This is a genomic window from Streptomyces sp. NPDC005811 (genome assembly GCF_040630405.1).
Classification (GTDB): domain Bacteria; phylum Actinomycetota; class Actinomycetes; order Streptomycetales; family Streptomycetaceae; genus Streptomyces.
In genome coordinates this window covers 199,785-223,520 of the sequence record NZ_JBEXXK010000011.1, presented here as the reverse complement: position 1 = coordinate 223,520, position 23,736 = coordinate 199,785, and the positions used below count along the sequence as shown (strand labels likewise).

Here is a 23,736-nt window from a genome sequence, read left to right as displayed (position 1 = left end):
AGGCCGATCACCCGCGGCAGGACATGGGGCAGGTTGTACTCGCCGGCCAGGCCGCGCCGGGTGAAGGCGGTGGTGAAACGGGCCCCGCGGGCGGCGAAGCGGACGTCGCAGATCAGTGCCTGGACCAGTCCGATGCCCGCGCAGGCGCCGTTGACGGCGGCGATCAGCGGCTTGGGCAGGGTGCGCCTGCTGTACATGGGGACACGGGCCTGGAGGTTGAGGGACTGGCCCGGCTGGGCGTTCTGTTCCAGGCGTTGTACGTCCATGCCGGGGCAGAAGGCCTTGCCCGCGCCGGTGACGATCACGACCCGGACGACCGGGTCGTGCGCGGCCTCGTCGAGGAGCGCGAAGAAGCGGCGCTCCATGGGGATGCTCCAGGCGTTCCTGCGCTCGGGCCGGTTGAGCGTGACGGTGGCGACACCGTCCTCGTCGACCTCGTACAGCACCAGGTCGTCCTGGGCGGGCTCCTCGGTCATGCGGTCACTCCTCCGTCAGGGAGTCGATGCGGTCGATGGAGTCGATGGGGTCGATCGGGTCGCCGACGCCGGGCCGCTCCCCGGAGATGGTCACCACCACCTGGCCCCGCGCGCACAGGCGCCCGTCGGTCAGCACGTCGACGTCCGCGAAGTGCAGCCTGCGGCCGCGCCGCACGCAGCGGGCGTGGGCGACGGCTTCCTGGCCGCGGGCGGGGGCGAGGTACTGCACGGACATCGAGACGGTGCTGAGCCGGCTCCCGTGGGTGAAGTCGTGTCCGGCGATGACGGCTCCGGCACCGGCGGTGTCGATGAGCGCCGAGACGACCCCGCCGTGGAAGACGTCCTCGTGCGCGGAGAGGGACTCGGCGTAGGGCAGCACGATCTCCACGGCCTCCGCGTCCCAGCGGGTCACGCGGATGCGGCAGTACCGGTTGAAGGCGACCCCGCGCTCCCAGCGGGCCCTGAACCACACCCGGCGTTCGCGCTGTTCCTGTTCGGTGAGGGTCCTCGCCGCGACGGTCATCAGCCCGCCCTCCGGTCTCGGCCGGTCGGCCGATCCATATAGTTACATGATTTGAATAGTTGAGCAATCAAGCGGGGTATCGCGCCAGCCGCCAGATGTATTATTTATATAACTCATTGAGTGTCTGTGAACAGAGGGAGATCTCGATGCCGTCGACCGCCCTGGCCGGGATCCGCGTCCTGGACCTGTCCCGCATCCTCGCCGCTCCCCTGGCCACCCAGTTGCTGGCCGACCTGGGCGCGGAGGTGATCAAGGTCGAACGGCCCGGTACGGGCGACGACTCCCGCACGTACGGACCGCCGTTCGCCCCCGGCACGGACACCGCCGCCTTCTATCTCTCCTGCAACCGCAACAAGCGGTCGGTCACGGTCAACCACGCCACCGCCGAGGGGCAGGAGGTGATCCGCGCCCTCGCCGCCCGGTCGGACGTGCTGGTCGAGAACTTCCGCACGGGCACGCTGGCGAAGTACGGCCTCGACCAGGAGAGCCTGCGGGAGCTGAACCCCCGGCTCGTCTACCTCTCGGTGACGGGCTTCGGCCAGACCGGTCCGTACGCCGAACGCCCGGGCTACGACGGCATCTTCCAGGCCATGTCCGGGATGATGAGCGTCTCCGGGCACCCCGAGGAGCCGATGAAGGTCGGCGTCAGCATGGTCGACATCCTCACGGGCCTGTACGCCGCGACGGCCGTGCTGGCGGCCCTGCGCCACCGGGACGCCACCGGTCAGGGCCAGTTCATCGACCTCTCCCTGCTGGACTGCGGACTGGCCTCGCTCTCCCACTTCGCGATGAACTACCTGGTCTCCGGTGAGGTACCTGCCCGGCGCGGCAACGGCGGGTACGGCGGCATCCCGTCCCAGGCGTTCCAGTGCGCCGACGAGCCGCTCTTCCTGGTGGCCGGCAACGACAAGCAGTTCGCCGCGTTCTGCGCGGCCGCCGACCGCACCGACCTGCTCCAGGACCCCCGGTTCACCACCACGTCCGCGCGCATCGCCCATCGCGAGGAGATCCTGCCGGTGCTGGAGGCGGTCATGCGCACCCGGACCAGGGACGAGTGGCTGGCCGTGCTCGACGAACACGACGTCCCCGCGGGCCCGTTCAACGAGATGCCCGAGGTCTTCGCCGATCCGCAGATACGGCACCGGGGGATGCTGGTCGAGGTCGAGGACGCGGTGTCGGGGCGGCTGCCGCTGCTCGCCAATCCGATCCGGTTCGGGGCGACGCCGGTCGAGGGGTACACCCCGCCGCCGGCTCTCGGCGAGCACACCACCGAAGTGCTGTCGGACATAGTCGGGTTGACGGAAGATCAGATCCGCGGGCTGCGCGGTCGAGGCGTCATCTGACGCGAGGCCCCTACCCGATCAGCGTCCTGCCGCCCTCCAGCATCAGCGTCGCACCGGTCAGATAGGCCATGTCGTCGCTGACCAGCGCGGCCACCGCCCGCCCGATGTCGGTCTCCGGGTCGCCCATCCGGCCCAGCGGGATGCCGGCCACCACCTGCTCGGCCTTCTCCGGATGAGCGGCGAAGTACTCCTCCGCCGCCGGGCTCAGCGCGGCCGGGCAGACGACGTTCACCCGGATCCCGTACGGTCCCCACTCCCGCGCGGCGACACGGGTCAGCCCACGGATCGCCTCCTTGGCCATCGCGTAGGACGCGAACCCCGTCTCGCCCAGCACCGCGGCCGACGAACCGAGGTTGACGACGCTGCCACGGCTCGCCTTCAGGTGCGGCAGAGCCGCCCGCATCGCGTGGAAGGCTGCCAACGGGCCGCTGCGATAAGCGAGTTCGACGTCGTCGTACGACGTCTGTTCCAGACGGCGCTGCACGGAGCTCTGCGCGTTGTTGACGAGCACGTCGAGGCCGCCGAACTCCCGGACCGTCTCCGCCACCATGCGCTCGACGTCGGCCCGTTCCCCCACGTCCCCTACTACGGTATGCACCCGCCCGCCGCGCTCGGCGATCACCCGCGCGGTGTCCTTGAGTCTGCCCTCGGTCCGACCCGTGATCACCACGGCCGCCCCCTCGGCCGCCAACGCAAGCGCGATGCCCCGGCCCACGCCCTGCCCGCCCCCGGTGACCAGGGCGGCCTTCCCCGCCAACCGCCGCATCACGACTCCTTCCAGAAGGGTCCCCAGGAGGGGAAGGCGTCCGGCAGCGCCGGTTCCCCGGCGCCCTCCCAGCCCGCGAATCCCGCCTGCTGGGGGCGCTCGGTCACGTCGGCCGCGTACCAGTGCTGTTCGCGGCGCCGGGAGAAGTACCACTCGCCGTCCACGCGCGCGTAGTCGTCGAGGTAGCGGATGGCCATGACGATCCACCGCTCCCCCACCTCGTGCTCGGCACGGCAGTAGACGGAGCCGGTGGCCGTGTCGCGGCCGGTGAACTCGATCCGGTGGCCGCAGATCTGGTGGACGGACCGGCGAAAGCCCCGGACGAGGGGCTCGATGTACGCCCGCAGCGCCTCGCGCCCTTGACCGTGGCGGCGGCCCATGTCCACGTCGGGCCGGAAGCAGCCAGTCCAGGCGTCGAGGTCACGGGCGTCCACGGCGAGCGCGTACCGCACGGGCAGCTGCTGGACGGCGAGGTGCGACTCGACGCGGTCGAGGCGGTCGTCGAGCGGCGTCATGGTCGCGGCTCCTTCGGCAGGCCCAGGATCTGCTCGCCGATGATGTTGCGCTGGATCTCGCTGGACCCGCCGTAGATCGTCTCCGCCAGGGACAGCAGGAAGGAACGCTGCCGGGTGTCCAGGCCGTAGTCCGCGCCGACGATCTGGCCGGCGGGGCCCGCCAACTCCTGTGCCAGGTGGCCGAGTCGCTGGTGGCGGGTCGAGGCGTACAGCTTGGCCGTGGTGGCCTGGGCGCCCGGGGTGCGGCCCGCGGTGAGTTCGGCGAGGGTGCGCAGGTTGGTGGTGCGCATGACGCGCACGGAGATCCAGGCGTCGACGATGCGGCGGCGCAGCATCGGGTCGTCGAGCGCGCCGCGTTCCCGGGCCAGCTCGATCAGCGACTCGGCCTCCCGCTCGAAGGTGAGCTGCTGGGGCAGGAGCGTGGTGCCGCGTTCGATACCGAGCGTGGCCATCGCGGTGCGCCAGCCCTGGCCGACCTCGCCGACGACCAGGTCGGCAGCGGTGCGCGCGTCGGAGAGGAACACCTCGGCGAACTCGTCCTGGCCGGCGAGATTGCGGATGGGACGGATCTCCACACCGGGCTGGTCGGTGGGCAGGAGCAGCATGGTCAGCCCCTTGTGCCGGACGGAGTCCGGATCGGTGCGGGCGAGGACGTAGAGCCAGTCGGCGTGCACGCCGAAGGACGTCCACACCTTCTGGCCGCTCACCACCCACCCCTCGCCGTCGCGCTCGGCGCGGGTGCGCACCGAGGCGAGGTCTGAGCCGGCGCCGGGTTCGCTGAAGCCCTGGCCCCACAGTTCCTCGACGGCGAGGATCGGCGGCAGGAACCGTTCCTTCTGCTCGTCGGCGCCCACCTTGAGCAGCATGGGGCCGAGCAGGTCGAGGGCGTTGCCGGTGGCCCGGTAGGGGGCGTTCGCGCGGGCGTACTCGTACTCGAAGACGATCTCCTCGAGGAGTCCGAGCCCTCTGCCGCCGTACTCCCGCGGCCAGCCCACGCCCAGCCAACCCCCGGCGGACAGCTCGCGGTCCCAGGCCAGACGGACCTCCCAGGCCGCGCCGTCGGTCGGGCCGCCGACCCCCCGATGCTCGGCGAACTCCCCCACCAGATGGTCCGCCAGCCAGTCCCGCAGTTCCTCGCGGAAGTCGCGCACCGCGGGTCCGAAGTCCAGCTCCATGTCTGCCCTTCCCTGCTCTCAGAGATCTCAGATGCCGAGCCGGGCGGCCAGCAGCTCCCGGTGGTACGACGGTGTGCCGAGCAGCACCTCGGAGCTCTTGGCGCGCTTGAAGTACAGGTGCGCGGGGTGCTCCCAGGTGAAGCCGATGCCGCCGTGGACCTGGATGCTGTCGCCGGCCACCTTGGTGAACGCCTCCGAGCAGAAGGCCTGCGCCAGGGCGGCGGCGACGGCGGTCTCCGCGTCGTCCCCGGCGTCCAGCGCCCACAGCCCGGCGTACGCGGCCGAGCGGGCGGATTCGATCTCCACCAGCATGTCGGCGCACTTGTGCTTGATCCCCTGGAAGGAGCCGATGGGCCGCCCGTACTGCACCCGGATCCGCGCGTAGTCCACGGCGGCGTCGAGCGCGGCGGCCGCTCCCCCGACCTGTTCGGCGGCGAGCAGGACCGAGGCCGTGGCGAGGGTGCGTTCGAGAACCGGCCAGGCCGTGCCCTCGGGACCGATCAGGCGGGCCGGGGTGTCGGCGAACTCCAGGCGGGCCTGTTTGCGCGTCTGGTCGAGGGTGGGGAGAAGGGTGCGGGTGAGGCCGGCCGCGTCGGCCCCGACCGCGAAGAGGCTGATGCCCCCGGGGGTGCGGGCGGCGACCAGGAGCAGGTCGGCGAGGAGGCCGTCGGGGACGTAGGTCTTGCCGCCGGTCAGCCGCCAGCCGCCGGGGGTGCCGTGGGCGGTGAGCCGGAGGCCGGTCCCGTCCCAGCGGCCGGTGTCCTCGGTGAGCGCCAGGGTGGCGATCGTCGCGCCGGAGGCGATGCCCGGCAGCAGGTCGGCCCGTGCCTGGTCGTCCGCGCAGCGCAGCAGGGTCTCGGCGGCCAGGGCGACGGTGGCGAAGTACGGCTCGCCCAGCAGCGCGCGGCCCGCCTCCTCGAAGACGACGCCGAGTTCGACGTAGCCGAAGCCCGAGCCGCCGTACTCCTCCGGTACGGCGAGCCCCTGCAGGCCCAGCTCGCCGGCCATCCGCCGCCAGACGACGTCGTCGTGGCCGCGCGGGTCGGCGGCCAGCCGACGCACGGCCGCCTCGTCGGAGTACTTGGCCAGGAAGGACCGTACGACCGTGCGCAGTTCGTCCTGTTCCTGGCTGAAGGTGAGATCCATGCCGGGCTTCCCGTCCTCGCTGCGACGCGGCTGCCGATCGCTTGCCGCTCTCCGCTCGATACAGTTAGATAATTATAGTATCCGCACTGATTACGCCAGGAGCGCGACGTGACCGATCCCTATGCCCCGTTCACGAGCCTGACCTTCGAGCGGCCCACGCCCGGTGTGCTGCGCGTCGTGCTCGACGCCCCGCACCTCAACGCGGTGGACCCGCGGATGCACGGCGAACTCGCCGACATCTGGCCGGTGATCGACCGGGACGAGCGGACCCGGGCGGTGCTGGTCCAGGGGGCGGGCCGGGCGTTCTCCGCGGGTGGCACCTTCGACTCCATCCAGGCCCTGACCGAGGACCACGCGGTGCGCGCCCGGGTGATGCGCGAGGCGCGGGACATGGTGTACGGGGTGATCAACTGCTCCAAGCCGGTGGTCTCCGCGATCCACGGGCCGGCCGTGGGGGCGGGGCTGGTCATCGGCATGCTGGCGGACGTCTCGATCGCGGCCCGCACGGCGAAGATCGTCGACGGACACACCCGCCTCGGGGTCGCGGCCGGGGATCACGCCGCCATCTGCTGGCCCCTGCTGTGCGGCATGGCCAAGGCCAAGTACTACCTCCTGACCTGCGAGGCCCTCACGGGTGAGGAGGCCGAGCGGATCGGTCTGGTGTCGAAGTGCGTGGCCGACGAGGAGGTGCACGCCGAGGCGCTGCGCGTGGCGAACGTCCTGGCCGCCGGTCCCGCGAGCGCGATCAGCTGGACCAAGCGGTCCCTCAACCACTGGTACCGCACCGCCCAGCCCGCCTTCGAGGCCTCGCTGGGCCTGGAGTTCTTCGGGTTCGCGGGTCACGAGGTCGTCGAGGGCCTGGCGGCCCATCGCGACAAGCGCGCCCCGGACTTCACGGCCGTGGCGGCGAAGCACCCGATCGACCTGTGACGACGCCACCGAAAGGAACCGACACATGACCGCGCACGACACGACGACCGACATCCCGCCCTTGGTGAAGGGTCTGACCTACGAGGAGATGCCGGTCGGACAGGTCTTCCGCACCGCCCGCCGGACCGTCACCGAGACCGACCTGGTCAACTTCGTCACCTGGGGCGGCTTCACCGAGCCGCTCTTCTGGGACGCCACGCACGCGGCCGAGGGCGGTTACACGGGCCGGCTGGTCCCGGGCGGTCTGACCTACTGCCTCGCCGAAGGGCTCGTCCTGCAGACGAACGTCCTGCACGGCACGGGGCTCGCCTTCCTGCACATGGAACTGACCGTGCACGGGCCGGTGTACGTCGGCGACACGCTGTACGCCGTCGTGGAGACCACCGGCTCGCGCCCGTCCAGCAAGCCCGGCCGGGGCGTGGTGACCAGCCGGATCACCGTGCGCAACCAGCGCGACGAGGACGTGCTGGTCTACTGCCCGGTACGGCTGATCCGCGGCCGGGACTACGAGGTGCCGGCGCCCTGAGCGGGGGTCACCAGGGTCAGGCCGGTCCGCGGGCCGTCGGCGGGCGGGGCGGCGAAGGCTCCCCCGCGCACCCAGTCGGACGGCATCGCGGGCCGGGGCGCGAGCTCGTGGTCGGGGACGGCCATCGCGTACAGGCGGGTGTAGCGGAACTTGGCCTCCAGGTTGTCCAGGACCGACCAGTACTCGTAGCCGCACACCTCCACCCCGGCGTCGACGAGCCCCGCCAGCCAGGAGAGCCGGGCGCGCAGCAGGGCCCGGCGCCGGGTGTCGTCGCGGTGTCCGGTGCCGTCGACCAGGTCCAGGTCGCCCATGCCGTTGTCGACGACGGACAGCGGGGGCAGCAGGTCGCCGTACAGGTCGCACAGGCCCGCGACGGCGTCGGCGAGCCCCTCGGGGATGATGGGCCAGCCGTAGGCGGTGGTCTCCACGTCGTCGAAGGGGACGATCGCGAAGCCGAGGCCGACGAGCAGCCGGTTGACCTCGTTGAGGGCGCTGCGGCACTTCGCGCTCGGCAGCACCCGGGGCAGGTTCTCGGGCGCGGTGACGCGGAACGGCGTGTGCCAGGACACGGCCAGCAGGTCCTGGGCGGTGGTGATGACGTCCAGGTCGCCGGGGCGGACGCAGCCGGTGGCCGCCACGGGCTCGAGGTCGTCCTCGGTCACCATGTGCTGGCCGAGCAGCAGGGGGTCGAGGAAGATGCGGTTGGTCCAGCTCTCCAGGCGCTCCAGGGCGAGCCGGTCGTAGGGGTCGTCGGTGGCCGGGTAGCCGCCCACGAGGGTGACCGTGGTCCCGATCCGGCCGGCCGCACCCGCGGCCCGGAGGGCCTGGGTGGCGAGTCCGTTGGCGAGGAGGATGTGGTGGACCGCGGGGAGCCCGGCGCGGCCCGCGCCCCGGCCCGGTGAGTACATTCCGGCCACGTGGTCGGCGAGGGTGGGCCCGGCCAGGTCGGTGGAGGTGATCCAGCGTTCCACGCGGTCGCCGAAGCGGCGGCCCAGCTCGGCGGCGTACGCGGCGAAGTGCTCTGCGGTGTCGCGGGCGAGCCAGCCTCCGGCGTCGTCCAGCCACGGCGGCAGCGTGCGGTCGACGAGGGTGAGCGCGGGCCGCTTTCCCTGGTCGAGCAGGGCGTCGAGCGCGCGCTCGCAGCGGTCCAGCGCCTGCCGGTCCCAGCTCCCCGGACCCTCGGGCTGGAGCAGCGGCCAGCCGGCGACCATGCGGTGCGTGTCCGCCGTGACGCCGAGCAGCTGCCGGATGTCGTCGGTCCACTGCCCGAAGTGGCCGCCGCGCTCCTGTGCGGGCGGCGGCGGGGCCGCGACGGTGTCCGCGGTGGCGACCCCCCAGTCGACCCCGCTCAGCGATTCATGCAGGAAACCATCGCTCATGGTTACCGTCCAGGCGGTCAATGGTTTAGCGCATTCAACTGAATGTCCGCCGACCGGACGCTAACACTTCATGCAAAGCACGACAATGTTTCGGCCACATCTCGTGGATCTGTACCGTCCCGGCCGGTCATCTGCTAGCCAAACGGCCGGAACTCCTCCTCCTGCCACCAGGGGTATACGGCCGGCATGTCCTTGCTCACCAGGCCGGGGAAGGCGGGCGGACGCTTGGCGAGGAAGGACTCGACGCCCTCGACGGGGTCCGGGCCGCCGCCGATCTGGCTCATGACGCGTGAATCGAGCCGGTGCGCGGTCATGGGGTGGGGCTCGCCGAGCATGCGCCACATCATCTGGCGGGACAGGGCGACGGAGACCGCCGAGGTGTTCTCGGCGATCTCCCGGGCGAGTGCGTACGCCGCCGGGAGCAGCTCCTGCGGCGGGTGGACGGAGCGGACCAGTCCCGCCGCCAGCGCCTCCTCGGGGCCGAAGACGCGTCCGGTGGCCACCCACTCCATGGCCCGCTGCATCCCGACCGCCCGGGGCAGGAACCAGCTCGCGGCGGACTCCGGCACGATGCCGCGGCGGGCGAAGACGAAGCCGAACTTCGCCGTCGTCGACGCCAGCCGGATGTCCATGGGGAGGGTCATACTGGCCCCCACGCCCGCCGCCGGGCCGTTGATCGCCGCGATGACCGGCTTGGTGCTGGCGAAGATCCGCAGGGCGACCCGGCCGCCGGTGTCCCGGTGCCGGGCGCCCGCCTTGCGGTGGTCGAAGGAGGTGCCCCCGGAGCTGACGTCGGCTCCCGCGCAGAAGCCGCGTCCGGCGCCGGTCACCACGATCACCCGCACTCCGTCGTCCGCGTCGGCCGCGTCCAGGACGTCGAGGAGGTCCTGCATCATGCGCGGGTTGAAGGCGTTGAGCTTCTCCGGCCGGTCGAGGGTGACCGTGAGGATCCGGTCGGCCACCTCGGCCCGTACGGTCTCGTACTCCTGCTGCATGCGCGTCCTCCGTCACTCCGCGATCCGGTTTCCAGAAAGCTTAATTAGTTATAGCATTCAACTCTAATGACGGATCCCTGGACGAGGGCGGCGGAGATGACGGATCTGGTGGTGACGGCCGTCGGGCCGGTCCGGCTGGTCGAGCTGAACCGGCCCGAGCAGCTGAACGCGATGAGCGACGAGCTGCACACCGGCCTCGCGACGGTGTGGGACGACCTCGCCGCCGATCCGGAGGCACGCGTGATCGTCCTGACCGGGCGCGGCCGGGCGTTCAGCGCCGGCGGCAACCTCGACACCATGACCCGGGTCCAGCGCGACGGCGCCTTCCGGCAGCGGCAGGTCGACGAGGCGCGCGGGATCATCACCGGACTGGTCCGCTGTCCCCTCCCCGTCGTCGCGGCGGTCAACGGCCCCGCCGTGGGGCTGGGTTGCAGCCTCGCCCTGCTCAGCGACCTCGTACTCATCGCCGACGACGCCTATGTCGCCGACCCGCACGTCCAGGTCGGACTCGTCGCGGGCGACGGAGGCGCGTATGTGCTGCCGCTGCTCGTGGGCCTCACCCGGGCGAAGGAGCTGCTCTTCCTGGGCGACCGGGTGAGCGCCGAGGACGCGGTCCGGCTCGGCATCGCCACCCGCGTTGTGCCCGGGGACAAGCTCATGGACGAGGCCATGGACCTGGCCGGACGGCTGGCGGCCCTGCCCGCGCAGGCGTTGCGCGAGACCAAGCGGGCCGTCAACCGGCATCTGGAGCAGGCCCTCGACACGGTGATGGAACCGGCCCTGCTCGCCGAGCGGGACACCATGCACGCACCGGATCACATCGCCGCCGTCGAGCGGATCATCGCCGCACGCGGTCGTCGCTGAACCGGAGAGGAGCACGGGATGGACTTCGCGTTCAGTGAGGAGCAGGAGGAACTCGGCCGCACGGTACGGGCGTTCCTCGTGGACACCTCGCCGGAGACCGAGGTACGGCGTCTGATGGAGACCCCCGAGGGCTTCGACCGGGCGCTGTGGCGCCGGATGGGCACCGAGCTGGGCCTCCAGGGACTCGCCGTGCCCGAGGAGTACGGCGGTGCCGGATGCGGGCCGGTCGAAGTGGGCGTGGTGATGGAGGAGACGGGCCGTACGCTGCTGTGCGCACCCTTCCTGTCCTCGGCCGTCCTGGCGACGACCACGCTGCTGCGCTGCGCCGACGAGGAGGCGCGTAAGCGTCTGCTGCCGGGGCTCGCCGCCGGAGAGCTCGTCGCGACACTGGCCCTGACCGAGGACTCGGCACGCTGGGACACGGCGGGGGTCGGGCTCACCGCCCGCGAGTCCGGCGGGAGTTGGCTGCTGACCGGGCACAAGACGTTCGTGCTCGACGGTGCGGCCGCCGATGTCGTGCTCACCGTGGCGCGCGCCGCCGACGGGATCGGCGTCTTCGTGGTGGACGGTGACGCGCCCGGTCTGACGCGTGCGCCGCTGCCCACCCTGGACCCGACCCGCCGGCAGGCCCGGCTGGAGTACCGCGAGGTACCGGCGACCCGGCTGCGGACGCACGGTGACGGCTGGGACCTGGTCGCCCAGGTCCTCGACCGGGCCGCCGTCGCGCTGGCCGCCGAGCAGGTCGGGGTGGCGTCCCGCGCGCTCGACATGGCGGTGGAGTACGCCAAGGTCCGGCATCAGTTCGGGCGTGCGATCGGCTCCTTCCAGGCCGTCAAGCATCTGCTGGCCGACGTCCTGCTGGAGGTCGAGTCGGCGCGGGCCGCCGCGCACTATGCCCTGCTCGCCGCCGAGAGCGAGGCCCCGGACCTGCCCGCCGTGGCGAGCCTGGCCAAGGCGTTCTGCTCCGACGCGTGTGTGCAGGCCACGGCAGAGAACATCCAGGTCCACGGCGGTATCGGCTTCACCTGGGAACACCCGGCCCACCTCTATCTGAAGCGGGCCAAGACGTCGCAGCTGCTGTTCGGCGATCCCGCGTACCATCGCGAACTGCTCGCACGGCGCATCGGCATGGAAGCGGGCGAAGGAGCGGCATGAAGGTCGACGGAAAGCTCAACGTGTGGAGCACCACGGAGGTCGTGGAGGAGGCCCGCCATCATGAGAAGGCGGGCTACGACGGGCTGTGGGCCTCGGAGTCGAAACACGACCCGTTCCTGCCCCTGTTGCTGGCCGCCGAGCACACGGACCGGCTGGAGGTCGGCACCGCCATCGCGGTGGCCTTCGCCCGCTCCCCCATGCAACTGGCGTACACCGCACATGACTTGCAGACGTACTCGGGAGGGCGGTTCTCGCTCGGCCTGGGCAGCCAGATCAAGCCGCACATCGAGCGGCGCTTCGCCATGCCGTGGAGCCGACCCGCCGCCCGTATGCGGGAGTATGTCAGCGCGCTGCGCGCCATCTGGGCCGCCTGGAACGAGGGCGAACGGCTCAACTTCCGCGGCGACTTCTACTCGCACACGCTGATGTCCCCGTTCTTCTCCCCGCCGCCCGCCACCGGCGGCGCGCCCAAGGTGTTCGTGGCCGCCGTCGGGGAGGCGATGACGCGGGTCGCGGGCGAGGTGGCCGACGGTCTGCTGGCGCACGGCTTCACCACCGAGCGGTATCTGCGCGAGGTCACCCTGCCGACCGTCGGGGCCGGACTGGCGTCCTCGGGCCGCACACGCGCCGACTTCTCGGTCTCCCATCTGCTGCTGACCGCGACCGGCGGAACCGAGGAGGAGATGGCCCGCGCGATCGACGGCACCCGCGCCCAGGTCGCCTTCTACGGCAGCACGCCCGCCTACCGCGGCGTCCTGGAGCTGCACGGCTGGGGCGAACTCGGCGACGAGCTGCACGCGTTGTCGACGTCCCGGCGCGAGGACAAGTGGGAGGTGATGACCCGGCTCGTCGACGACGAGGTTCTCCACACCTTCGCTGTGGTGGCGGAGCCGGAGCGGGTGGCGGGCGAGATCCGGCGCCGGTACGGGGCGCTGGTCGACCGGGTGTCCTTCTACACCGCCTACGAGACCCGTGCCGAGGTGTGGGAGCCGATCGTGGCGGACCTGCGCGAGAGCTGACCGGTCAGCCGAGCAGGTCCAGGACGGTGGTCATGGACCTGCTCTGCAGCAGATAGTCCTCCGCCTCCTGCAGATGGAGGTGCCACAGCTCCTCGGCGGCCTCGGCGCGGCGCGCGGCCACCAGGTCCACGAGCGCGCCGTGGGCACGGAAGCCCCGGCGGTTGGCCCGGATGTTCTCCGGGCTGCCGGCATCGAGGTCGACATGGGACCAGTTCGCCTGGTCGATGATGTGGCGGACCATGCCGTTGAGGACGCCGAGCGTCTCGTTGCCCGCGAGTTCCACGACCAGGGCGTGGAACTCCATGTGGGCGCGGATGAAGGCCGACGGGTCGTCCATGAGCCGCTCGGCCTCGGCGACGGCGACCCGCAGTCTGCGCAGGTCCTCGTCGGTGCGCCGCTCGGCCAGCAGACCGGCGCACGGCGCCTCGATCACCGTACGGGCGTCGTACACGTCCTTCAGGGTCGTGCCCCGGTACTCCAGCACCAGACCGGCGTAGCGGGCGGCCACCGTGCCCTCCGGGACCTGCACCCGTGCCCCGCCCCGGGCACCCCGGCGCACGTCGATCAGCGACTCCGACTCCAGCACCCGGAACGCCTCGCGCAGGGTGGGCCGGGAGACGGCGAACTCCTCCATCAGCGCCGTCTCGGACGGCAGGGCGTCCCCCTCCGCGAGCTCACCCCGCACGATCATGCGACGCAGCCGTGCCGCGACCAGTTCCGCCATCTTGGGGACCCGTACCGGCGTGTTCGCCACCGCGCCCACCTCCGCCCTCAGTGAGTTGTCTCCGGTACGAAGTACGGCAACGTGATGTCGTCGGTGAGAGCGCGGAAGTCCACACGGACGCGCAGCCCGATGACGACGTCCTTTGGGTCACCCGCGTCCACCTGCGCCAGCAGGGCGGCCCCGTCGTCGAGGTCGACCACGGCCAGCGCGAACGGGGTGGCGAAGCCGGGGCCGGGGGCCCGGTGTACGACGGTCACCGAGTAGACGGTTCCGCGGCCCACGCTGGGCGCGTACCGCCAGTCGCGTGCCATGCAGCCGGGGCAGGCGGGTTCGGGGACGAAGAAGCGCAGGCCGCAGGTCGGGCAGTGCGGGACGACCAGCTCGCCGCGCCGGGCCGCGTCCCAGAACGGCCGGGACAGCTGCGTCGGGACGGGTACAGGCCGGCTCATCGCATCCTCCCCAGCACGCTCATCTCGTAATGCTGCGCCCCCGAGCCGGCGTTGCCGACGACCGCCAGCTCGGCGCCCTCGACCTGGTGCACGGCCGTGCCGCGCAACTGCCGTACCGCTTCGACGACTTTGAGGGTCATCTGCTGGGTGCCGTTCCAGGCGTAGGCCAGACAGCCGCCGTCCGGGTTGACCGGATGCTTGCCGCCGACGGCGATGGCGCCGCTCGCGGCCATCGGACCGCCCTCGCCTTCGCCGCACAGACCGAGGATCTCCAACTGGCGGATGATCTCGAAGGAGTTGGGGTCGTAGAGGGAGAACACGTCCACGTCGTGCGGGCCGATGCCGGCCATCGCGTAGGCGCGCTCGGCGGCCTCCCGCCCGAGTCCGCCGACCTCCCGGTACAGCGCCGGGTTGGCGTACGCGGCCTGGTGGTACTGCATGCCGCCGCCGAGGACGGCGACGGGCGGGCGCGGCAGGTCACGGGCCCGCTCGGCGGTGGTCACGACGAGCGCCGCGCCGCCCTCGCCGACGATGCAGCAGTCCAGCAGATGGAAGGGCGTGGCCACCATCCGGGAGGCGAGCACGTCGTCGGCGGTGTACGGGCCGCGTCCGTACATCATCGCCTCCGGGTTGGTGGTGCCGTTGTTGCGGATGGCGGCGGCGACCTCGGCGAGCTGGCGGGAGGTCGTGCCGTACTCGTGCATGTGCCGGGCGGCCACCAGGGCGAACTGGGCGACGACATAGCTGCCCCACACGTAGGCGAACTCCAGCGCCACCCCGGCTCCGACGGGGCCGCTCCCCCGCGAGACCAGCTTGCAGCCGCCGACCACGACGGTGTCGGCGAACCCCGCCCGCACGGCCGCCGCCGCCTTCAGCAGGCCGCGCGAGCCGGCGTTGTCGAGCATCGAGTCGCTGGTCCAGCGCAGGTCCCGGCCGAGCAGGCGCGCCCAGGAGCTGCCCTCGCCGGGCACTCCGCCGGGGCCGGGCCAGTCGACCTGGGCGCCGTCGACGTCCGACGGCGCCAGCCCGGCATCGGCGACCGCGCCGCTCACCGCTTCGAGTGCGAGGTCCATGGCGTCCCGGTCCGGGAGGGACAGCGCCTGTTCGGTGGCGTACACGCCGACGACGACCGGCAGACGGCGGTCCGCGGGGTTCATCGTCCCGCGCCGAGCGTGTCGCCGCCCGGGTAACCGCCGCCGCCGAAGCGCTCGTCGAGCGCCTCGTAGTCCTTCGCGAAGTCCTTCGTGCGGGGCAGCGCGTCGACGAACTCGACCGTCTTGGGCTTCTTGTACGAGGCGATCCGCGCCCGGCAGTGCTCGACGACGTCCTCCGCGGTGACCGGCCCGGCGTCGGCGTGCAGCACGACGACGGCCTTGACGTCCTGCGCCCAGCGCTCGTTGGGCACGCCGATCACGGCGGCCTCCTTCACCGCCGGATGGGACTCGATGCAGTTCTCCACCTCGGCGGGGAAGATGTTCTCGGCAGCCGACTTCAGCATGCGGGTGGTCGTGCCGAGGAAGCTGATCGTGCCGTCGGCCTCGCGGCGGCCGAGGTCGGTGGTGTGCCACCAGCCGAAGCGGAAGCGTTCCTCGTTGATCTCGGACCGGTTCCAGTAGCCGAGGTGCACGAGGTCACCGCGGACACAGATCTCACCGGCCGCCCCGGTCGCGCACTCCGCACCGGTGCTGTCGAGGACGCGTGCGGCGGTGCCGGGGCCGGGGCGTCCCGCGTTGCCGGTGCCGGTGCCGCCGTATGCGCCGGTGACGGCGAAGCCGGTCACCTCGGTCTGTCCGTAACCGCGGCCCTCGCCGCCGCCGTTGCGGGTGAAGCGGCTGGTGTCGGTGGGCACGGTGCCCTGCCACAGGGGGGCGGCGACGCTCGCCCGCAGATGGGAGAGGTCGTGTCCGGCCTCGCGGTTCAGCGCGACGAGTTGGGCGATGGTCGGCGGCATCAGATAGGCGTGGGTGCACTTCTCGGCGGCCAGCAGCGGCAGCAGCTCCTCGGCGACGACCCGACGCGCGATGACGTTCTTTCCGCCGTGGACGAAGGCCGGCACTCCCCAGAACTGGTAGTTGCCGATGTGGAACATGGGCCCGGCGCCGAGGAAGGCGGTCTCCCTGCCGATGTCCCCCATCCAGGCGGCGCTCGCGCCCATGGCGAGGAGGTTGCGGTGCGAGAGCATCGAGCCGGACTGGCGTCCGGAGATCGCCGCGGTGTAGATGACGAGCAGCGCCGCGTCGGGGTCCACGTCGACGGCCGGGTCCTCGGGCGAACCGGCGGCCAGGAAGGACTCGTACGAGTCGGGGCCCTCGGTGTCGTGCCGCAGCCACAAGGCCCGGTGGTCGGTCCCGAGTTCGGCCCGGGTCTTGCCGACGGTGTCGCCGATCTCCTCGTCCTGCCAGACCACGACCCGGGGGGCGAAGTCCTCGACGGCGAAGGCCATCTCGGGCGCCGCCCAGCGCCAGTAGCCGGGGCAGACCATGGCACCGGTCTTCGCCGCGGCGCCCAAGAGTTCCCAGATGCGGAAGGAGTTCTGGCCCAGCCACAGGATGCGGTCGCCGGGGCCGACGCCCGCCTCCGTGAGGGCGTTGGCCAGGCGGTTGGTGCGCTCGTCGAGCTCGGGCCAGGTCAGCCGGATGTCGCCGTCGACGAGGGCGACGCCATCGGGGTAGGACCTGCGGTGCTCGCGGATGAGGTCGCCGAACGTCAGACGGCGGGCGGGATTCACGGTGGTTCGCTCCTGTGGGATCTCGTCAGACGCGGCCGACGCCGACGCCCTTGACGTGGATGAACTCCTCCAGTCCGGCCCTGCCGCCCTCCCGTCCGAACCCGCTGAGGCCGACGCCTCCGAAGGGCGTGGCCGGCGAGGTGATCGGATTCGGGCCGGGGTTGACGTACACCGTGCCGGCCTTCAGGCGCGGCACCAGGCGGTTCACGCGGGCGATGTCGCGGGACTGGACGTAGGCGGACAGGCCGTACTCGGTGTCGTTGGCGAGGGCGACGGCCTCGTCCTCCGTGTCGAACGGGGTGAGGGCGAGGACCGGGCCGAAGATCTCCCGCTGGGCGAGGTCGCTCCTGTTGTCGACGTCGGCGAAGACCGTCGGGGAGACGAACCAGCCGTCGGCGTCGATGCGTTCACCGCCGTACACCAGCCGTCCCGCGCCGTCCTCCACCGCCTTGTCGATCACGCCCTGGACGCGGTCGCGGGCGGCTTCGTCGATCAGGGGCCCGATGTAGGTCGTCGGGTCGAGCGGGTCGCCCACGGGGAGGTGGGCGACGACCCCGGTGACCCGGGCGACCACCTCGTCGTAGATCGGTCGCTCCACCAGCAGACGGGTGGGCAGTGCGCAGCCCTGGCCCGTGTTGCTCATGGCGAAGGCCGCGCAGTACGGCACCACGGTGTCGAGGTCGGTGTCGGCGAAGAGCAGGTTGGCGGACTTGCCGCCCAGTTCGAACACGACGGGCTTGAGGCTGAGCGCCGCGTCGGCCATGATGCGGCGCGCGGTGGCGGGGCCGCCGGTGAAGGAGATCTTGTCCACGCCGGGGTGGGTGACCAGGGCCGATCCGGCGTCGCCGAGGCCGGTGACGACGTTGATCACGCCGTCGGGGATGCCCGCCTCGCGGGCCAGGTCGGCGAAGAGCAGCGCGGAGAACGGAGTGGACTCGGCCGGTTTGATCACCACGGTGTTGCCGGCGGCGAGCGCCGGCGGGATCTTCATCGCCAGGGACAGCGCCGGAGAGTTCCAGGTGATGATGTGGCCGATCACTCCGTACGGCTCGGCCAGGGTGTACTCGACGTTCTCGTGCGGGCTGTAGGCCGCGCCGACGATGCCCTCGATCTTGTCGGCCCAGCCGGCGTAGTACGCGGTCCACTCGGCGAGGTGCGTTCCGACGTTCTCGGCCCAGCCGCCGACGCACACGCCGTTCTCCAGCGGGCTGATCGCCGCGAAGTCAGGGATGTGCTCGCGGATCAGCTGGGCGAAGCGGGTGAGCAGACGGCGCCGCTCGGCCGGCCGCATACCGCCCCAGACCTCGAACGCGGTCCGGGCCGCGGCGACGGCCCGGTCCACCTCGCCGGGGCCCGCGAGCGGGATCTCGGCCTGGACGAGACCGGTCGCCGGGTTGACGTGCGCGTAGAGTCCGCCGCTCGTGTCGGACAGCTCCTTGCCGCCGATGACAAGGCGTGGGCGCGGCAGAACCTGCGCGGCCCGCCGGCGGTGCAGTGCTACGTCGACGGTGACCATGATTGCCTCCTGTCCGTACACTTCGCTTAAATAGCTAACCTATTTATCGGTAGCAGTCAATGTCACGGTCGATGTCACAGTCCCAGCGAGCGGCCGACGATCTCCTGCATGATCTCCGAGGTGCCGCCGAACACCCTTTGCACCCGGCTGTCGCGCCAGATGCGGGCGATCTCGTACTCGTTGACGTAGCCGTAGCCGCCGAAGAGCTGCATACAGCGGTCGATGACCGCCCAGCCGGTCTCCGTGGTCCAGTACTTGGCCGCGGCGGCCTCCTCGGCCGTCAACTCGCCCTGGATCAGCGCCATGATGCAGCCGTCGACATAGACCCGGGCGGCGGCGAGCCTCGCCTTGATGTCCGCGAGGGCGAACCGGTTGGCCTGGAACTCGCCGATCGGCCGGCCGAAGGCGGTGCGGGTCCTGGCGTACTCCAGGGTCACGTCGAAGGCCCGCTGCGCGGAGGCGAGCGCGGCGACGGCGATGGCGAGCCGCTCGGTGGGGAGGTTGCCCATCATGTGGTAGAAACCGCGCCCCTCCTGCCCGATCAGGTTCCCGGCGGGGACGCGCACCTCGTGGAAGAAGAGTTCGGCGGTGTCCTGGGCCTTCATCCCGACCTTGTCGAGCTTGCGTCCGCGCTCGAAGCCCTCGGCGCCGCGCTCGACGACGATCAGGCTGATGCCCTTGTGCCCGGCCGCCGGGTCGGTCTTGCAGGCGACGATGACGAGGTCGGCCAGGATGCCGTTGGTGATGAAGGTCTTGGAGCCGTCGATCACCCACTCGTCGCCGTCCCGGCGGGCGGTGGTGCGGATGCCCTTGAGGTCGGACCCGGCGGCGGGCTCGGACAGGGCGAGCGCGCAGATGGTCTCGCCGGCGATCACTCCGGGCAGCCAGCGGGCCTTCTGCTCCGGGGTGGTGAGGTTCATCAGATAGGGCGGGACGACGTCGTTCTGCAGGCCGAGTCCGATGCCGACGGCTCCGGTGGCGGCCATCTCCTCCGCCATGATGGCGTTGTAGCGGAAGTCGCGGACGCCCTGCCCGCCGTACTCCTCCGGGAACTCCCAGCCGATCAGTCCGGCCTTGCCCGCCGCCGCCCACGCGGCACGGCCGACCTGCCCCTCGCGCTCCCACTCCGCACTGTACGGGACGCATTCCCGCAGGTAGTAGGAGCGGGCGGTCTCGCGGAACAGGTCGTGCTCCTCGGCGAAGATCGTACGGCGCATCTCGACTCCACTCCTGCGTCTCACATACTCTGCATCTCGCTTATTCAGCTGAAGTAGTTATACGATAGCGCTGTTTTTGGTGCCGGGACAGGGAGGGCGCGTGAGCGTACGGGACAAGGTGGCGCTCGTCACCGGAGCGGGACGCGGCATCGGCGAGGCGATCGCCGACCGGCTCGCCGACGCGGGAGCCGCGGTCGCCGTCTGCGATCTGGACCCCGAGGCCGCGGACAAGGTGGCGGCGCGGCTCACGGAGCGGTACGGGGTACGTGCGGCGGGTGTCGGCGCGGACATCTCCGACCGCTCGGCCGTGTATGCGGCCGTGGAGCGGGTGGCTGCCGAACTCGGCCCGGTGGACGTACTGGTGAACAACGCGGCCGTCGACGTCATCGGCCGGTTCGTCGACAGCGACGAGGAGACCTGGGACCGGATCATCGCCGTCAACCTGCGCGGGACGATCACCATGACCCGCGCGGTGCTCGACCCGATGATCGAGCGCGGCGGCGGCCGGATCGTGCACATCGCCTCGGACGCCGGCCGGGTCGGCTCCTCGGGCGAGGTCGTGTACTCCGCGACGAAGGGCGGTGTCATCGCCTTCGGCAAGGCCCTGGCCCGCGAGGTCGCCCGGCACGGCATCACCGTCAACAGCGTCTGCCCCGGACCCACCGACACCGCGCTGCTCGGGCAGGTCGCCGAGTACAGCCGGAAGATGTACGACGCGACCGTGCAGGCCATCCCGCTGCGCCGCGTCGCCCAGCCCGCCGAGATCGCCGGCGTGGTGGCCTTCCTCGCGTCCGACGACGCCGCCTACATGACCGGGCAGACGCTCTCGGTCAGCGGCGGCCTGACGATGGTCTGAGGTGACGTCCGTGCTGCGTGTCGAACTCCGCGACAGGATCGCCGTGTTGACACTGGACCGGCCGGAACGGCTCAACGCCGTCGGCTCGGAGACGGTGGACCGGCTCAGTCGCGCACTCGACGGGATACGCGACAACGACGACGTACGCGCCCTGGTGGTGGCCGGAGCGGGCCGCGCCTTCTCGGCCGGTGCCGACCTCGGCGAGATCGAGTCGTTCACCTCCCCCGGGCAGTTCCGGGCCTTCGTGGGGCGGCTGACGGAAGCGTTCGCGCTCCTGGAGGACTTCCCCAAGCCGTCGATCGCGGCCGTCCACGGGTTCGCCTTCGGCGGCGGCCTGGAACTGGCGCTCGCCTGCGACCTGCGGGTGGCCGAGCGCGGGACGCGCCTGGGGCTGCCCGAGATGAAGCTGGGCGTCCTGCCGGGTGCGGGTGGCACGCAGCGGCTCCCGCGTCTGCTGCCACCGGCGATCGCCAAGCAGATGATCCTCACCGGGGAACCGATCGACGCGGAGCGCGCCTGGCAGCTGGGGCTGGTCAACGAGCTGGCCGAACCCGGCGGAGCGCTCGCCGCCGCCGAGAGACTGGCCGGTGATCTGACGGCCGGGGCCCCGCTCGCGCTCGCCGCGGGCAAGCGGCTGATCGACCAGGGGCTCGCCATGAGCCTCGAGACGGCGATCGCCTATGAGCGCGAGACCGTCTCGGTGCTGTTCTGCACCGAGGACCGCGCCGAGGGGCTCAAGGCGTTCCGCGAGCGCCGGCCCGGCGATTTCCGCGGCGTGTAGGCATACCGACACACCTGGAGGTGGGCCGTGCGGCCACTGGAAGGCATTTCCGTCGTCGAACTGGGCATGTGGGTGGCCGCGCCGGCCGCCGCCACCATGCTGGCCGACTGGGGCGCCGACGTGATCAAGGTGGAGGCACCCACCGGCGACCCCAACCGGTACACGCTGCGGCACGTCGGCCAGGACATCGACAGCGCGCCCCCGTTCGAGACCGACAACCGCGGCAAGCGCGGCATCGTCCTCGACCTGCGTTCCGAGGACGGCAGGCAGGTCCTGGCGCGGCTGCTGGAACGCGCCGACGTCTTCGTCACCAACCTCCGGCCCGGCGCCCTGGAGCGACTGGGGCTGGACCCGGACGAGCTGCGGGAGCGCCATCCCCGTCTGGTCGTCGGCACGCTGACGGGCTACGGCTGGGCGGGCGCCGAGCGCGACCGGGCCGGTTACGACGTCTCCGCGTTCTGGGCCCGGCCCGGCATCGCCGCCATGCTCAACCCGGCCGGCGAGCCGCCGCCCGGCATCCGCCCCGGCCTCGGCGACCGTACGGCCGCCGCCAACCTGGTCGCCGGTGTGCTGGCCGCGCTGCTGCGCCGCGAACGCACCGGCGAGGGCGGCGTGGTGGACGTGTCGCTGCTGCGGTCCGGGACGTACGCGAACGGCAACGACCTCGCCCTGCAGAACTTCTTCGGCAGGCGCGGGCGCACCCGTCCCCGCACCGAGCACGAGTCGCCGCTCTACAACTGCTACCGGGCCGCCGACGACCGCTGGTTCTGGCTGGTCGGTCTCGAGGGCGGCCGGCACTGGCCCGGCGTGGTCAGGGCGCTCGGCCGCGAGGACCTGTCGGACGACGAACGGTTCGCCACCGGCAAGGCCCGACGAGGCCATGTACGGGAGCTGATCGCCGTGTTCGACGAGGAGTTCGCCGAACGGCCGCTGGAGGAGTGGGCGGCGCGGTTCGACGCCGAGGGCGTGTGGTGGGCGCCCGTGCAGACCCTCGCCGAGGTGTCCGCGGACCCGCAGGCGGAGGCCGTGGGGGCGTTCGTCGAGCAGCCCGGCATGGGCGACGCGCCGCCCCTGCGCACGGTGGCGACCCCGGTGCGCTTCTGGGGCGTGGACGATAAGCCGCGCACCGGCGCGCCGACGCTCGGCGAGCACACCGACGACGTACTGCGCGAACTCGACTGAACCGACACATCTGCTCTTCTTGGAGGTACGGCGTGGGCATCCTCGACGACAAGGTCGCCATCGTGACCGGCGGTGGCCGGGGGCTGGGCCGGGCGCACTGTCTGGCACTCGCCGAGGCCGGGGCGACCGTGGTGGTCAACGACCTCGGCTCGGGCGTGCACGGCGAGCGGACCGGGGACTCCCCCGCCGACGACGTGGTCGCGGAGATCACCAAGCTCGGTGGCCGGGCGGTCGCCAACCACGCCTCGGTCACCGACTGGGCGGCCACCGAGGCGATGGTGGCGGACACGGTCGCGGAGTTCGGCCGGCTGGACGTCGTCGTCAACAACGCGGGCATCGTGCGCGACCGGATGCTGTTCTCGATGACCGAGGCCGAGTTCGACTCGGTGATCGCGGTGCATCTGAAGGGCACCTTCGCCCTCACCCGGCACGCGTGCGCATACTGGCGCGAGGCGTCCAAGCGCGGTGAGCGCGTCACCGGCCGTGTCATCAACACCACGTCCGGCACGGGCCTGTTCGGCAACCAGGGGCAGTCCAACTACGGTGCCGCGAAGGCCGGGATAGCCGGGCTGACGGTCCTCACGGCCTTGGAGATGCGCAAGTACGGCGTCACCGCGAACGCCATCTCGCCCATCGCGGCCACCCGGATGACGGACGGACTCGACGTCGGCGCGTCCCTGCGGGCCACCGACGCCTTCGACCCGCGCGATCCCGCCAACGCCTCCGGGGTCGTCGTCTACCTCGCCTCCGACAGCGCGGCCTGGCTGACCGGCCAGGTCCTGCGCATCGAGGGCGCCCGGCTGAACCGGCTGACGGGCTGGACCGTCGCCGCGGTCCACCCCAGCCGGTCGGGGCAGGCCCTCACGTACGACGAACTCGTCGACGCCGTACCTCAATTGTACGGTGTCGCACCCGCCGGCCGGGCCACCGGGGCGGGCCAGTGAAAGGCCACGATGCGGCCGCGCTCGCACTGAGGGCCACCCTCGGCCCCATGCTCTTCGCCCACGGCTGGAACAAGGTCTCGGGGCCGGGCGGGCTGGAGGGCACGACGGGCTGGTTCGAGGCGCTCGGTCTCCGGCCGGCCGCCGTGCACGCCCGGATGGCGGCCGGGACCGAGATGGCGGCGGGCGTCGGCATCACCCTCGGCGCGGCGGGCCCCCTGCCCGCCGCGGCGGCCGTCGGTCTGATGACCGTGGCGGCCCGGACCGACCACCGCGGCAAGGGCTTCTTCGTCTTCAAGGGCGGCTGGGAGTACGTCGGTGTCGTGGGCGGCGCGGCCGTCGCCCTGGCGGCACTCGGTCACGGCCGGTACTCCCTCGACGGACTGCTGCACCGCGAACGGGCGGGAGCGGGACCGGCGTTGCTCGCCGCCGGACTCGGCACGGCGAGCGCGGCGGCCCTGCTGGCCGCCTGCTACCGGCCACCGCGGAAGCCGGACGAGACACAAACGGATCACTAGGTAAGGGAGTCG

General features: G+C 71.8%; 25 protein-coding genes. 11 read left to right on the top strand and 14 right to left on the bottom strand.

The features are described 5' to 3' along the window. A partial coding sequence (locus tag ABZ490_RS14745) for an enoyl-CoA hydratase-related protein (RefSeq protein ID WP_358989196.1) occupies positions 1-476 on the bottom strand: 476 nt, incomplete at its 3' end. A gap of 4 nt (positions 477-480) precedes the next feature. After that, the gene (locus tag ABZ490_RS14740) at positions 481-999 is read right to left on the bottom strand and encodes a PaaI family thioesterase (protein ID WP_358989194.1); all 519 of its coding nucleotides are present in this window, start codon (positions 997-999) and stop codon (positions 481-483) included. 146 nt (positions 1,000-1,145) lie between these two features. Between ABZ490_RS14740 and ABZ490_RS14735 the strand changes: the two genes are divergently transcribed. Beyond that, positions 1,146-2,342 (top strand): CoA transferase, encoded by a 1,197-nt coding sequence (locus ABZ490_RS14735; protein ID WP_358989192.1) that lies wholly within the window; start codon positions 1,146-1,148, stop codon positions 2,340-2,342. Positions 2,343-2,352: 10 nt separating this feature from the next. Here ABZ490_RS14735 and ABZ490_RS14730 read toward each other — a convergent pair whose 3' ends face one another. The 4 genes from ABZ490_RS14730 to ABZ490_RS14715 are packed head-to-tail and all read right to left on the bottom strand — an operon-like array spanning position 2,353 to position 5,944. Then, positions 2,353-3,108, bottom strand: a complete 756-nt coding sequence (locus ABZ490_RS14730) for an SDR family oxidoreductase (protein WP_358989190.1) — start codon at positions 3,106-3,108, stop codon at positions 2,353-2,355. Beyond that, a complete protein-coding gene (locus ABZ490_RS14725; RefSeq protein WP_358989188.1) occupies positions 3,108-3,623 on the bottom strand; it encodes a nuclear transport factor 2 family protein in 516 nt (171 codons plus the stop codon). The genes ABZ490_RS14730 and ABZ490_RS14725 overlap by 1 nt, the downstream gene beginning before the upstream one ends. Continuing rightward, positions 3,620-4,798 (bottom strand): acyl-CoA dehydrogenase family protein, encoded by a 1,179-nt coding sequence (locus tag ABZ490_RS14720; protein WP_358989186.1) that lies wholly within the window; start codon positions 4,796-4,798, stop codon positions 3,620-3,622. Before ABZ490_RS14720 ends, ABZ490_RS14725 begins: the two co-directional genes overlap by 4 nt. Positions 4,799-4,825: 27 nt before the next feature. Continuing rightward, complete coding sequence (locus ABZ490_RS14715; RefSeq protein WP_358989184.1) at positions 4,826-5,944, bottom strand: acyl-CoA dehydrogenase family protein; 1,119 nt, start codon at positions 5,942-5,944, stop codon at positions 4,826-4,828. A 108-nt stretch (positions 5,945-6,052) separates the two neighbouring features. Between ABZ490_RS14715 and ABZ490_RS14710 the strand changes: the two genes are divergently transcribed. Continuing rightward, positions 6,053-6,874: an enoyl-CoA hydratase/isomerase family protein gene (locus ABZ490_RS14710; protein ID WP_358989182.1), complete on the top strand. Its 822-nt coding sequence runs from the start codon at positions 6,053-6,055 to the stop codon at positions 6,872-6,874. Between the two features lie 25 nt (positions 6,875-6,899). Next, a complete protein-coding gene (locus ABZ490_RS14705; RefSeq protein ID WP_358989180.1) occupies positions 6,900-7,400 on the top strand; it encodes a MaoC/PaaZ C-terminal domain-containing protein in 501 nt (166 codons plus the stop codon). Here the strand turns inward: ABZ490_RS14705 and ABZ490_RS14700 are convergent. Then, complete coding sequence (locus ABZ490_RS14700; RefSeq protein WP_358989178.1) at positions 7,379-8,779, bottom strand: family 1 glycosylhydrolase; 1,401 nt, start codon at positions 8,777-8,779, stop codon at positions 7,379-7,381. The genes ABZ490_RS14705 and ABZ490_RS14700 overlap by 22 nt on opposite strands. Before the next feature lie 134 nt (positions 8,780-8,913). Next, positions 8,914-9,774 carry a crotonase/enoyl-CoA hydratase family protein gene (locus ABZ490_RS14695; RefSeq protein WP_358989176.1) on the bottom strand — a complete coding sequence of 287 codons (861 nt, stop codon included), beginning with the start codon at positions 9,772-9,774 and terminating at the stop codon, positions 8,914-8,916. A 66-nt stretch (positions 9,775-9,840) separates the two neighbouring features. Here ABZ490_RS14695 and ABZ490_RS14690 point away from each other — a divergent pair, with 66 nt between their 5' ends. From ABZ490_RS14690 to ABZ490_RS14680, 3 genes are read left to right on the top strand one after another with little or no spacing between them, the layout of a single operon-like run. Further along, entirely contained in the window at positions 9,841-10,638 is a 798-nt protein-coding gene (locus ABZ490_RS14690) for an enoyl-CoA hydratase/isomerase family protein (protein WP_358989174.1), read from the top strand. 18 nt (positions 10,639-10,656) lie between these two features. After that, complete coding sequence (locus tag ABZ490_RS14685) at positions 10,657-11,793, top strand: acyl-CoA dehydrogenase family protein (RefSeq protein WP_358989172.1); 1,137 nt, start codon at positions 10,657-10,659, stop codon at positions 11,791-11,793. Then, the gene (locus tag ABZ490_RS14680) at positions 11,790-12,812 is read left to right on the top strand and encodes an LLM class F420-dependent oxidoreductase (protein WP_358989170.1); all 1,023 of its coding nucleotides are present in this window, start codon (positions 11,790-11,792) and stop codon (positions 12,810-12,812) included. Before ABZ490_RS14685 ends, ABZ490_RS14680 begins: the two co-directional genes overlap by 4 nt. 4 nt (positions 12,813-12,816) lie before the next feature. On the opposite strand, the gene ABZ490_RS14675 is transcribed toward ABZ490_RS14680, so the two are convergent. The 6 genes from ABZ490_RS14675 to ABZ490_RS14650 all read right to left on the bottom strand — a co-directional run bounded on the left by ABZ490_RS14675 (position 12,817) and on the right by ABZ490_RS14650 (position 19,446). Then, complete coding sequence (locus ABZ490_RS14675) at positions 12,817-13,566, bottom strand: FCD domain-containing protein (RefSeq protein ID WP_358989168.1); 750 nt, start codon at positions 13,564-13,566, stop codon at positions 12,817-12,819. Between the two features lie 17 nt (positions 13,567-13,583). Further along, positions 13,584-13,985, bottom strand: coding sequence for an OB-fold domain-containing protein (locus ABZ490_RS14670; protein WP_358989167.1), 402 nt, complete (start codon positions 13,983-13,985; stop codon positions 13,584-13,586). After that, the gene (locus ABZ490_RS14665; protein ID WP_358989165.1) at positions 13,982-15,142 is read right to left on the bottom strand and encodes a thiolase family protein; all 1,161 of its coding nucleotides are present in this window, start codon (positions 15,140-15,142) and stop codon (positions 13,982-13,984) included. The genes ABZ490_RS14670 and ABZ490_RS14665 overlap by 4 nt, the downstream gene beginning before the upstream one ends. Further along, the gene (locus ABZ490_RS14660) at positions 15,139-16,713 is read right to left on the bottom strand and encodes an AMP-binding protein (RefSeq protein WP_358989163.1); all 1,575 of its coding nucleotides are present in this window, start codon (positions 16,711-16,713) and stop codon (positions 15,139-15,141) included. Before ABZ490_RS14660 ends, ABZ490_RS14665 begins: the two co-directional genes overlap by 4 nt. A gap of 25 nt (positions 16,714-16,738) precedes the next feature. Next, complete coding sequence (locus tag ABZ490_RS14655) at positions 16,739-18,229, bottom strand: aldehyde dehydrogenase family protein (protein WP_358989161.1); 1,491 nt, start codon at positions 18,227-18,229, stop codon at positions 16,739-16,741. Positions 18,230-18,303: 74 nt separating this feature from the next. Next, entirely contained in the window at positions 18,304-19,446 is a 1,143-nt protein-coding gene (locus tag ABZ490_RS14650; RefSeq protein WP_358989159.1) for an acyl-CoA dehydrogenase family protein, read from the bottom strand. Positions 19,447-19,546: 100 nt separating this feature from the next. On the opposite strand from ABZ490_RS14650, the gene ABZ490_RS14645 reads away from it, so the two are divergent. From ABZ490_RS14645 to ABZ490_RS14625, 5 genes are read left to right on the top strand one after another with little or no spacing between them, the layout of a single operon-like run. After that, positions 19,547-20,302, top strand: coding sequence for a 3-oxoacyl-ACP reductase family protein (locus ABZ490_RS14645; protein ID WP_358989158.1), 756 nt, complete (start codon positions 19,547-19,549; stop codon positions 20,300-20,302). 10 nt (positions 20,303-20,312) lie between these two features. Beyond that, positions 20,313-21,083: an enoyl-CoA hydratase/isomerase family protein gene (locus tag ABZ490_RS14640; protein WP_358989156.1), complete on the top strand. Its 771-nt coding sequence runs from the start codon at positions 20,313-20,315 to the stop codon at positions 21,081-21,083. A 27-nt stretch (positions 21,084-21,110) separates the two neighbouring features. Then, entirely contained in the window at positions 21,111-22,265 is a 1,155-nt protein-coding gene (locus ABZ490_RS14635) for a CoA transferase (RefSeq protein ID WP_358989154.1), read from the top strand. A gap of 32 nt (positions 22,266-22,297) precedes the next feature. After that, complete coding sequence (locus ABZ490_RS14630) at positions 22,298-23,209, top strand: SDR family NAD(P)-dependent oxidoreductase (protein WP_358989152.1); 912 nt, start codon at positions 22,298-22,300, stop codon at positions 23,207-23,209. Then, positions 23,206-23,724, top strand: coding sequence for a DoxX family protein (locus ABZ490_RS14625; protein WP_358989150.1), 519 nt, complete (start codon positions 23,206-23,208; stop codon positions 23,722-23,724). The genes ABZ490_RS14630 and ABZ490_RS14625 overlap by 4 nt, the downstream gene beginning before the upstream one ends. Positions 23,725-23,736: the final 12 nt, after the last annotated feature.

Excerpts from the sequence above, each read along its gene's own strand:
- ABZ490_RS14740 (WP_358989194.1), bottom strand. The coding sequence starts at position 999 with ATGACCGTCGCGGCGAGGACCCTCACCGAACAGGAACAGCGCGAACGC.
- ABZ490_RS14735 (WP_358989192.1), top strand. The coding sequence starts at position 1,146 with ATGCCGTCGACCGCCCTGGCCGGGATCCGCGTCCTGGACCTGTCCCGC.
- ABZ490_RS14730 (WP_358989190.1), bottom strand. The coding sequence starts at position 3,108 with ATGCGGCGGTTGGCGGGGAAGGCCGCCCTGGTCACCGGGGGCGGGCAG.
- ABZ490_RS14725 (WP_358989188.1), bottom strand. The coding sequence starts at position 3,623 with ATGACGCCGCTCGACGACCGCCTCGACCGCGTCGAGTCGCACCTCGCC.
- ABZ490_RS14720 (WP_358989186.1), bottom strand. The coding sequence starts at position 4,798 with ATGGAGCTGGACTTCGGACCCGCGGTGCGCGACTTCCGCGAGGAACTG.
- ABZ490_RS14715 (WP_358989184.1), bottom strand. The coding sequence starts at position 5,944 with ATGGATCTCACCTTCAGCCAGGAACAGGACGAACTGCGCACGGTCGTA.
- ABZ490_RS14705 (WP_358989180.1), top strand. The coding sequence starts at position 6,900 with ATGACCGCGCACGACACGACGACCGACATCCCGCCCTTGGTGAAGGGT.
- ABZ490_RS14700 (WP_358989178.1), bottom strand. The coding sequence starts at position 8,779 with ATGAGCGATGGTTTCCTGCATGAATCGCTGAGCGGGGTCGACTGGGGG.
- ABZ490_RS14695 (WP_358989176.1), bottom strand. The coding sequence starts at position 9,774 with ATGCAGCAGGAGTACGAGACCGTACGGGCCGAGGTGGCCGACCGGATC.
- ABZ490_RS14690 (WP_358989174.1), top strand. The coding sequence starts at position 9,841 with ATGACGGATCCCTGGACGAGGGCGGCGGAGATGACGGATCTGGTGGTG.
- ABZ490_RS14685 (WP_358989172.1), top strand. The coding sequence starts at position 10,657 with ATGGACTTCGCGTTCAGTGAGGAGCAGGAGGAACTCGGCCGCACGGTA.
- ABZ490_RS14680 (WP_358989170.1), top strand. The coding sequence starts at position 11,790 with ATGAAGGTCGACGGAAAGCTCAACGTGTGGAGCACCACGGAGGTCGTG.
- ABZ490_RS14670 (WP_358989167.1), bottom strand. The coding sequence starts at position 13,985 with ATGAGCCGGCCTGTACCCGTCCCGACGCAGCTGTCCCGGCCGTTCTGG.
- ABZ490_RS14665 (WP_358989165.1), bottom strand. The coding sequence starts at position 15,142 with ATGAACCCCGCGGACCGCCGTCTGCCGGTCGTCGTCGGCGTGTACGCC.
- ABZ490_RS14655 (WP_358989161.1), bottom strand. The coding sequence starts at position 18,229 with ATGGTCACCGTCGACGTAGCACTGCACCGCCGGCGGGCCGCGCAGGTT.
- ABZ490_RS14650 (WP_358989159.1), bottom strand. The coding sequence starts at position 19,446 with ATGCGCCGTACGATCTTCGCCGAGGAGCACGACCTGTTCCGCGAGACC.